We start from the raw sequence: 10746 nt of genomic DNA on the forward strand, positions 1-10746 counted from the left end.
ATCCATAATATTAAAGTACTTTTGCAAGATGTTTTTAAAAATGCGTAATATAACTTTTGTTCTTTTGTTTGCTTTATCTTTAGGTGCTTGTAGCGAATACCAAAAGGTATTGAAAGAAGACGATATTAAAGCCAAATATGTGATGGCCGATAGTCTTTATAACCAAGGGAAAAAACAAGGTAAGAAAGGTAAACTCAAGAAATCACTTAGGTTATTAGATCAAATAGTACCGCAGTACCGTGGAAAACCACAAGGGGAACGTTTGGCTTATATCTATGCAGATACCTATTATCAATTGGGAAGTTACTTTGATTCCGGTTATCAATTTGAGCGTTTTACCAAAGCTTATCCGAGAAGTGAAAAAGCGGAGGAAGCTTATTATAAAGGAGCAGAAAGTTACTATGAAGTTTCGCCTAGATATAGTTTAGACCAGACAGAAACACATAAGGCTATTGATAAATTTCAGCAATATATTTCGCGTTATCCTGATGGGGAATATATAGGGGAAGCTAATGAATTGGTGGGTGATCTCCGAGATAAATTAGATAAAAAACAATACGAGATTGCCAAGCAATATCATCATACTGAAGATTATAAAGCTGCAATTGCTGCTTTCAATAATTTTATAGAAGATAATCCAGGGTCAAAATATATAGAAAAAGCTTATTTCTATAAATTAGATGCTGCTTATACATTGGCAATTAATAGTTACCGTCAATTAGTTCCGGCGCGTTTAAAAGAAGCAAAGGAGTATTACGGAGATTACTTTAAATATTATCCTGACGGAGAATTTTCAACGAGGGCAGGAGAGATTTCAACAGATATAGAAAATAGATTGCAGAATATTAATAATTCTAATTCATAATTATGGATTTAAAAAATACAAAAGCGCCAGATTCAACGACTACGATCGATAAGAATCTAGTAGATAAGCCAACAGATAATATCTATGAGGCAATTTCTATTGTGTCTAAAAGAGCAACTCAAATCAATACAGAGATTAAAAAAGAACTGTTAGAGAAGTTAGATGAGTTTGCTACTTATAATGATAGTTTAGATGAAATCTTTGAAAACAAGGAACAAATTGAGGTTTCTAAGTTTTATGAAAGATTGCCTAAACCACAGTCATTAGCTATACAAGAGTGGTTAGAAGACAAAATCTACTTTAGAAATACAAAAAGTAATTTAGACTAACATGTCTGTTTTAAGCGGTAAAAAAGTTTTACTTGGCGTAACTGCAGGTATTGCTGCTTATAAAACCGCTTATATTGTAAGGCTTTTTATAAAAGCCGGTGCAGAGGTAAGAGTAGTAATGACTCCAGAAGCAAAGGAGTTTGTTACTCCTCTTACCCTTTCTACTTTATCGAAGAATGAAGTGATTTCTTCTTTCACTAATGAAGAAGGAGAAACCTGGAATAATCACGTAGACTTAGGTTTGTGGGCAGATTTCATGTTAATTGCCCCGGCAACTGCCAATAGTCTATCTAAAATGGCAAATGGCCATAGTGATAATATTCTTTTAGCAACTTACCTTTCTGCTAAATGTCCGGTTTATTTTGCTCCTGCGATGGATTTGGATATGTATAAACACCCATCTACCAAAAAGAGCATTCAACAATTAGAAAGTTTTCAAAATAAAATGATTCCGGTAGGTTCAGGTGAATTGGCTAGTGGCTTAAGCGGAGAAGGAAGAATGGCAGAACCTGACGAAATCATTCAATTTATTGAGAACGATTTAAAATCTCAGTTGCCACTTTACCGTAAAAAAATACTAATCACTGCCGGTCCTACATACGAAGCGATCGATCCCGTACGTTATATTGGTAATCATTCTAGTGGAAAAATGGGCTATGCACTTGCTGAAGCAGCTGCTGGTTTAGGAGCAGAAGTGATTTTAGTAAGCGGTCCTACTGCGTTACAAGTGAAGCATCAAAACGTAAAACTTATTCGGGTAACCAGTGCGCAAGAAATGTATGAAGAAGTTCATGCATTTTATGCTGAAGTAGATGTGGCTATTGCTGCAGCTGCAGTTTCAGATTATCGACCCCGGCAAGTAGCCAGTCAGAAAATTAAAAAAGATACTGCTGAAATTTCTATTGAATTAGAAAAAACAAAAGACATTTTACTTTCCTTAGGGGAAGCCAAAAAGGATCAATTTCTAATAGGTTTTGCGTTAGAAACCGAAAATGAAGTAGAGAACGCTAAAGGAAAGCTGAAACGTAAAAATTTAGACTTTATCGTACTGAATTCTTTAAACGATAAAGGAGCAGGATTTAAAGAGTCGACCAATAAAATAAGAATTATTTATCCTGACCAAATAAAAGAGTTTGGTTTAAAAACAAAGCAAGAAGTTGCAAAAGATATTTTAAATGAAGTAATTTACCATTATGAAGATTAAATTTAGTTTTTTATTACTTTTTATTTCCATCGCAACTTTTGCACAAGAATTTAATGCTACCGTTACGGTTAATGCAGAACAGACCGGAAGGACTAAACTTTCTGTTTTTAAAACTTTAGAAGGTGCGGTTCAAGATCTTATTAATCAAAATAACTGGACCGATAAAGATTTGGAGAGTTACGAGAAAATAGATTGTAACTTCTTTATTAACGTATCGCAATATTCTTCAGATAGTTTTACCGCAACCATTCAGGTACAAGCTTCACGTCCGGTTTATGGTTCAACAACATCAACGCCAATTTTCAACTTTAAAGACAATCAGTTTAACTTTCGTTATACAGAGTTTCAACCTTTGGATTATAATCCCAATACCTATTCTTCCAATCTAGTTTCTACAATCAGCTTTTACCTTTATACTATTTTAGGAATCGATGGTGATACCTTTGCTCCAATGGGCGGCGAAAATTACCATCAAGAAGCCAAGTTAATTGTAAATACAGCGCAAGGTAGGTCGGAAGGTTGGCAACCTAATGATGGAAACCAATCGCGTTTTCGGTTAAATGCAGATTTTTTATCTAATAATTTTTCAAAATATCGGGAAGCTTTATACATCTACCATCGGGAAGGTTTAGATGTAATGTATGAAGACGTTAAAGCTGGTAAACAAAAAATTGTAGAAGCAATTCAAATGCTTCGGGAGGTAAATAACTCAAGACCTAATTCCATTTTAATGCGAAGCTTTTTTGACGCTAAAAACAATGAAATTACCCGAATTTTTAGTGGTGGTCCAAAAGTAGATTTAACCGAAGTGTTGAATGATCTTAAAAGAATTGCTCCGCTTTATAATAAAAAATGGAATACCATTAAAAATTAATTTCCTTTTTGCTTAATGTAAAGCAAAAATTCCCTTGTATATTTACATAAAAAATAACTAAGGAATTGCTTACATCACTTTCTATAAAGAATTTTGCTTTAATTGAAGATGTAAATCTTCAGCTTCAAGATCAATTTACCATTATTACCGGGGAAACCGGAGCTGGAAAATCTATTTTATTAGGTGCTTTATCCTTGCTTTTAGGGAAGCGTGCCGATTTAAGTGCTATTAGAAGCCCAGAAAAAAAATGCGTGGTTGAAGGTGTTTTTCAGATTGAAAATTACCATTTACAATCGCTTTTTGAGAATAACGATTTAGATTACGAACCTCAAACCATTATTAGAAGAGAGATTTTACCGAGTGGTAAATCACGTGCCTTCATCAACGATACACCGGCTACCCTTCAAAAATTATCCTTGTTGGGAAATCAATTGGTAGATATTCACAGTCAGCATGAAACTCTATTTGTAGGGGATGTGAATTATCAATTTCAGGTGATTGATGCTTTGGCAAATCATAAAGATTTACTTCAGCAATACCGAAAATCTTATAAAAACTATCAGCGTTTACTTCAGCAATTAGCAAAACTCAAAGAAGAACAGCGGGAGGCTGCTGCGGCTTACGATTATAACTTATTCCTGTTGAATGAACTGCGAGAAGCAGAACTGAAAGAAGGAATCCAAGAAGAACTGGAAACGCAATATCAGGAGTTGAATAATGTTGAAGAATTAAAAGAAAACCTTTCTGCAGCTGCCCATCAATTACAGCAAGAAGAAATTGGCGGAATTTTCAATTTACAGGAAGTAAAGAATAGATTAAATGCCTTGCGTAATTATGGAGAGCAGTATCAATCCCTATCTGAACGTATTGAAAGCGTGTTGATTGAAGTGGAGGATATGGCCGTAGAAATTGAACGCTTGGAAAATAAAGTAGAAGCCGATCCCGAAACCTTAGATTTTGTAAACGATAAACTTCAACAATTATATAACCTTCAGAAAAAGCACCATTTAGATTCAGAACAAGAGTTAATGCAACTTCAGCAAGAATTAGAAGAAAAAGTAGCTACTTCAGAAAATGCAGAAGAAGAGATTTCAGCTTTAACTAAAAAAATAGAAGCGGCTAAAAAGCAAACCCAGCAATTAGCAAAATCTATTTATAATAACCGAAAAAAGGTTATACCTCATTTTATTAAATCGGTTCAAGAAATATTAACCCAAGTAGGAATGCCCGATGCGCAGCTCAAAGTAGATTTGAAGCATACGGAAGATTTTTCGAACAATGGGGCAGACCAAATGCAATGGTTGTTGGCCGCCAATAAAGGAGGTAATTTTAATGAAATGAGAAAAGCGGCTTCCGGTGGAGAGCTTTCTAGAATAACCTTGGCTATAAAAAGCATTTTGGCTAAATACAGTAAATTGCCTACGATTATTTTTGATGAAATAGATACCGGGGTTTCAGGAGATATTGCCCAGAAAATGGCAGTGATTATGAGTCATATGGGAAAAGAAATGCAAGTATTGTCGATTACCCATTTACCTCAGATTGCAGCGAAAGGAAATCATCATTTTAAAGTTTACAAAGAAACGGAAGGAAATACCACGAAAACTAATATCGTTGAACTCAAAGGAGATACAAGGGTAGAGGAGTTAGCTGAGATGCTCGGCGGAAAAGATAAGTCGGCTTCCGCTATTGCCCACGCAAAAGAATTGCTGAACTAGTTCAAGTTTTATTATATTTACACGCAAATAAAAAATAAAAATCAATCCATGTCATATAATTTATTAAAAGGAAAGAGAGGAATAATTTTCGGAGCTTTAGATGAAAATTCAATTGCTTGGAAAACTGCTGAAAAAGTACATGAGCAAGGAGGTACTTTTGTATTGACTAATGCACCGGTAGCTATGCGTATGGGAGCTATTAAAGAATTAGCAGAAAAAACCGGGTCTGAGATTATCCCTGCCGATGCTACAAAAGTAGAAGATCTTGAAAACTTAGTTGAAAAAGCTCAAGAAGTTTTAGGTGGAAAATTAGATTTTGTACTTCATTCTATTGGTATGTCTGTGAATGTAAGAAAAGGAAAACATTATACTGACCAAAATTATGATTGGACAGCGAAAGGTTGGGATGTTTCTGCAGTTTCATTTCACAAAACAATGAAAGTCCTTTATGAAAAAGATGCGATGAATGAATGGGGAAGTATTGTTGCATTAACTTATATGGCAGCGCAGCGTGTGTTCCCGGATTATAATGATATGGCAGATAATAAAGCTTACTTAGAATCAATCGCTAGAAGTTTTGGTTATTTCTTTGGTACCGATAAAAAAGTACGTGTAAATACAATTTCTCAATCTCCGACCCCAACAACTGCGGGACAAGGAGTAAAAGGTTTTGATGGCTTTATAAAATATGCAGATGAAATGTCTCCATTAGGAAATGCTTCTGCAGATGACTGTGCAGATTACACACTTACTTTATTTTCAGATTTGACTAAAAAAGTGACTTTGCAGAACCTTTTTCACGATGGTGGATTCTCCAATATGGGAGTGAGTGCTAAAGTTATGGAGAGATTTATGGAAGAGTGAAAAATAAATAATAGTAACTCATAAGAATATTAAAAATCGCCAATTGGCGATTTTTTTTGCATTTTGTCTAAAATTTATCAGAATTGATAGAAATTACTTAACGTAAATGTAAAATATTTATATATTTAATGATATTAAAAACAAAATGTTATTTTATGAGAAAAACTACGTATTATTTAATTGCTTTTTTAATCTCGTCTTGTCTATGGCAGATTAATGCGCAAACTACCCATAATCTTGATTGGTCTATGGGGATTAGTTCTGCAGACGCGAGCTTAACAATAGACGCAGGAGATACTGTTATTTGGACATTTACAGATACAGCTCCACATTCAGTGACTTCTGATACAGGAAGTAATGAGACTTTTGATAGCGGTACGCTAGGTGCCGGGTCCACCTATCAATATACCTTTACAGAAGAAGGTGTGAACGATTACCATTGTGAGGTGCATCCTTCTATGGTAGGTACTATTACTGTGAATGCAGCAGCGGTAGAAGATCAAGTGCAGATAGGGGATGGAACAAATGAAAGCCAGCATACTCCATTTGAGCCTTATTATTGGTACTCTTATACCCAAAGTATTTATTTAAGTTCAGAAATAAATGCTTCTGGAAATATCACGAGTTTGCAATGGTATTATAGTGGTACTTCTGCATTAGAAGATAATCAAGATCTAACAATTTATTTGGGTGAAACCACAAAAAGTAGTTTTTCTTCAAGTCAAGATTGGGAAGATGTTGCAAATCTAACTCAGGTTTATAATGGTGGTATAACTGTTACTGCTGGCACCCCTGGGTGGGTTACAATTACTTTCGATACACCTTTCGAATACACAGGAGAAGGTAACCTAATGGTGGCAGTAGATGAAAATGATGATCAATATGATAATGGAACTGATGATTTTCATAATTTTGATACCGGTAGTCAGAGAAGTATAGGTTTTTATAGTGATAGTACTAATCCAGATCCAAATTCACCTCCTACCTCAGGGTATAACTTTTTTGCTTCTAACTTTGTACCAAATATAATTTTTGGAGGAATAGCTCAAACCTGTCCAGCACCCACTGATATTGTTTTTTCAGACGTAACATCAACTTCAGCAGAAGTAGATTGGACGGCAGGTTCAGATGAAACAGAATGGGAACTTCTTTATGGAGAAACCGGTTTCGATCCTGAGACAGAAGGGACTTCTGTTATAGATGATGATGGTGTTTTAGGAGAAAGTTTAACTGATCTATCTTCAGACACAGAGTATGAATTGTATATTAAATCTATTTGCTCTGTAAGTGACGAGAGTGCTTATGTTGGACCATTTAATTTCACGACTCTTGTTTCTTGTCCAGATCCAATGGAAATCTATACTTCAAATGTTACTCCAACTTCAGCAGAAGTATATTGGATGGCAGGTTTAGATGAAACAGAATGGGAACTTCTTTATGGAGAAACCGGTTTCGATCCTGAGACAGAAGGGATGACGGTTAACGATAACGATGGTACATTAGGGGTTGAGCTTACAGATTTAACTCCACAAATGCAGTATGATGTTTATGTAAAAGCTGTTTGCGGCGTAGATGATGAAAGCACTTGGGTTGGACCATATACGTTTGGTGATTATAACGCATTGGAAGTAACAGGTGGTTTTAATGAAGATGTTATTGCTAATGGGGTAGGAGAGGCTTCAACTACAACTACTAATCTAGTAGATAATGATAGCTATGCCTATCTTTCTGTAGACTATCAATCCTCTCCATCAGAGGATCCTGCTGGGTTTGGGTTGCCATTAGATGGTAATTTATCTGAAGGGCCAATTGATGGATTAAATTTTCAAATGGCAGATTATAGTAGTAATAATGCTTTACGAATGGATACTGCCGGAGAAAGCAATGGTGGTACTTTAACATTTGATAATAGTCAAACTGCTAGTAATTTATATATAATGGCTACTTCTGGTAGCGGATCTTCTGTGCTTGCAGGAACGATAACATTTGAGGATAATTCAACACAAGATTTTTCTGGTATTGATGTACCAGATTGGTATGGTGGTCCTGCAAATATGACTATCATTTCAGGATTAGGTAGAGTTAATGTTACCAATGGTAGTGCAGCAAGCAATTCTTCAAACCCTAGAATTTATCAATTGGAAGTGAATATAGATCCTTCTAATTATGATAAAGTCATTTCAAGTGTAGATTTATATAAAGAGTCTGGTAGTGGAGTTATTAATGTATTTGGAGCTAGTATTCAATTTGCTCCAGATTGTGCAGAACCAACAGATGTATTGGCTGAAAATATAACTTCAGATTCGGCAGATATTACTTGGACTGAAGGAAACACTGAAACTCAATGGGAAGTACTATATGGAGAAGTTGGATTTGACCCTGAGACAGAAGGTACTACTGTTAGCGATGATGATGGAGTACTAGGAGTTACACTATCTGATTTAGATATGGATACTACTTACGAAGTTTATGTGAAGTCTATTTGTGGGGAAGGTTCTTCAAGTATTTGGACAGGACCAGTTTCATTTTCTACACCTTATTGTGTAACAAATTTCCCGAGTGGGGTTGAGCCTATAACTTTGGTAGATTTTGGAGATATTGAAAATGTAACTTCAGCTTCAACAGATGAAGATGCACAGGAATACTTCCTTGATATGACTACAGATTTAGGACAAACTTATAGCTATACTATTACTGCAGAAGGAAATACAAATGGACCTTATACAAACCTATTTACAGTATTTTTTGACTGGAATCAAGATGGAGAGTTCAATAATGAAGACGAGCGTTTTGAAATAGGTAGTATTTATAACTCAACAGGTGAAGATGGTCAACAGGCAAGTGCAGTAATAACAGTTCCTGAAGATGCTTTAGTGGGTGAAACAAGAATGAGGGTTACAAAGAGATATTATACTTCGGTTGCAGATGCTTGTAATACTTCCGGATTTGGTCAAGCTGAAGATTATACAGTAAATGTTGTAGAAGTTAGTTGCTTTAATCCAAGTGAATTGGTAATAGAAAATATAACTACTACTACAGCAGATGTTAGCTGGACTTCTAATGGAGATGAAACCGAATGGGAAATAATATATGGAGCAGTAGGTTTTGACCCAGAAACGGAAGGGAATACAATAGTAGATAACGATGAATTAGGAGAAACAATCTCAGATTTAACTCCAGAAATGGAGTATGATGTCTATATCAAAGCTGTTTGTGGAGTTGATGATGAAAGTCAATGGGTTGGTCCAGAATCATTTATGACACCACCTACTTGTCCGAAACCAATAAATTTAATGGTTGAATCATTAACTTTTACTTCTGCTGATGTGAGTTGGGAAGCAGGTGATTTAGAAGATGAATGGTTTGTTATTTATGGGGAAGCAGGATTTGATCCTGAAACCGATGGAGAAACCGTATATGTTACTGGTACTCCAGAAGAAACCTTGACATCATTGACACCTGAAACAGATTATGAGTTTTATGTAGTTGCCATTTGTAGTGTACTTGATACGAGTTCGCTTGAAGGCCCTGTAGCTTTTACTACCGATTACTGTGAATCTATGCCTTCCTCTAATGATGGAACAGGTTTTACTACTTTAGAATTACAATCGACAGTTTTTGCTAGTGGAGGAGATATCACCTATGAAGATTTTACAGATACTCCGGTTGAAGTTACCCAAGGTATGATGGTTAGTTTTGAAGTTGATTTAAATACAGGTTTTGGTTATGACTATAACTATAATGTATGGGTAGATTTTAATGATAATTTAGAGTTTGAAGAATCAGAATTAGTAGTATCTGGAGAAACGGAAGGTAATTCAAATGAGGTCTTTGATGCTTCATTTATTCTTCCTGAAGATACAATGATTGGAAACCATAGATTGAGATTAGCGGTTGCCGATTCAGGACAATCTACTCCTAACCCATGTTATAATGGTTCCTATGGAAATACTGCAGATTTTACTATTAATGTTATTGAACCATGTGAAGCTCCAACAGAAGTAGATATAGACAATGTTACCGATTCTACAGCAGAGGTAACTTGGATGGACAATGCAGGAGTGACTGAGTGGGAAGTATTGTATGGTGAAACTGGTTTTGATCCAGCATCAGAAGGAGAATCTGTGATTGACAATAATGAAGAATTAGGAGTAATTCTTAGTGATTTAACTCCGGAAACTACCTATGATGTTTACGTAAGGGCAATTTGTAATGAAACCACTACAAGCGAATGGACTGTAGTAGAAATGTTCACTACCTTACAAGAGCCTTGTGAAGCTCCAACAGAAGTAGATATAGACAATGTTACCGATTCTACAGCAGAGGTAACTTGGATGGACAATGCAGGAGTAACTGAATGGGAAGTATTGTATGGTGAAACTGGTTTTGATCCAACATCAGAAGGAGAATCCATGATGGATAACGATGGTGTTTTAGGTGTTGTGCTTAGTGATTTAACTCCAGAAACCACCTATGATGTATATGTACGAGCCATTTGTGATACCGATAATATGAGCGAATGGACTGTAGTAGAAATGTTCACAACCTTACAAGAGCCTTGTGAAGCTCCAACAGAAGTAGATATAGACAATGTTACCAATTCTACAGCAGAGGTAACTTGGATGGACAATGCAGGTGTAAACGAATGGGAAGTGCTTTACGGTGAAACAGGGTTTGATCCTTTAACCGAAGGAGAATCCATGATGGATAACGATGGTGTTTTAGGTGTAACTTTAATAGGCTTAGATGCTGAAACTACTTATGATGTGTATGTTAGAGCAATCTGTGATACAGATAATATGAGTGAATGGACTGCAGTAGAGTCTTTTACTACAGATTTCTTAGGAGTTAATACTGAAAATTTTGTAGGATTCAATTATTATCCTAACCCG

General features: G+C 35.6%; 7 protein-coding genes. All 7 read left to right on the forward strand.

The features are described from left to right. The first annotated feature begins 40 nt into the window (after positions 1 to 40). Complete coding sequence (locus tag FVB9532_RS16475) at positions 41 to 865, forward strand: outer membrane protein assembly factor BamD (RefSeq protein WP_228482376.1); 825 nt, start codon at positions 41 to 43, stop codon at positions 863 to 865. Between the two features lie 2 nt (positions 866 to 867). Next, on the forward strand, positions 868 to 1194 hold the full coding sequence (locus FVB9532_RS16480; RefSeq protein ID WP_150546284.1) for a DNA-directed RNA polymerase subunit omega: 327 nt from the start codon (positions 868 to 870) through the stop codon (positions 1192 to 1194). Between the two features lies 1 nt (position 1195). Next, positions 1196 to 2398 (forward strand): bifunctional phosphopantothenoylcysteine decarboxylase/phosphopantothenate--cysteine ligase CoaBC, encoded by a 1203-nt coding sequence (coaBC, locus tag FVB9532_RS16485; RefSeq protein WP_150546285.1) that lies wholly within the window; start codon positions 1196 to 1198, stop codon positions 2396 to 2398. Next, positions 2388 to 3272: a type IX secretion system protein PorD gene (gene porD, locus FVB9532_RS16490; protein WP_150546286.1), complete on the forward strand. Its 885-nt coding sequence runs from the start codon at positions 2388 to 2390 to the stop codon at positions 3270 to 3272. Before coaBC ends, porD begins: the two co-directional genes overlap by 11 nt. Positions 3273 to 3337: 65 nt before the next feature. Beyond that, positions 3338 to 4990, forward strand: a complete 1653-nt coding sequence (gene recN, locus FVB9532_RS16495; protein ID WP_150546287.1) for a DNA repair protein RecN — start codon at positions 3338 to 3340, stop codon at positions 4988 to 4990. Positions 4991 to 5038: 48 nt separating this feature from the next. Next, entirely contained in the window at positions 5039 to 5854 is an 816-nt protein-coding gene (locus tag FVB9532_RS16500) for an enoyl-ACP reductase FabI (protein WP_150546288.1), read from the forward strand. A 155-nt stretch (positions 5855 to 6009) separates the two neighbouring features. After that, positions 6010 to 10746: fibronectin type III domain-containing protein (locus tag FVB9532_RS16505; RefSeq protein WP_194716571.1), on the forward strand; the 4737-nt coding region annotated here is incomplete at its 3' end.

Source organism: Mesonia oceanica (genome assembly GCF_902499555.1).
Classification (GTDB): domain Bacteria; phylum Bacteroidota; class Bacteroidia; order Flavobacteriales; family Flavobacteriaceae; genus Mesonia; species Mesonia oceanica.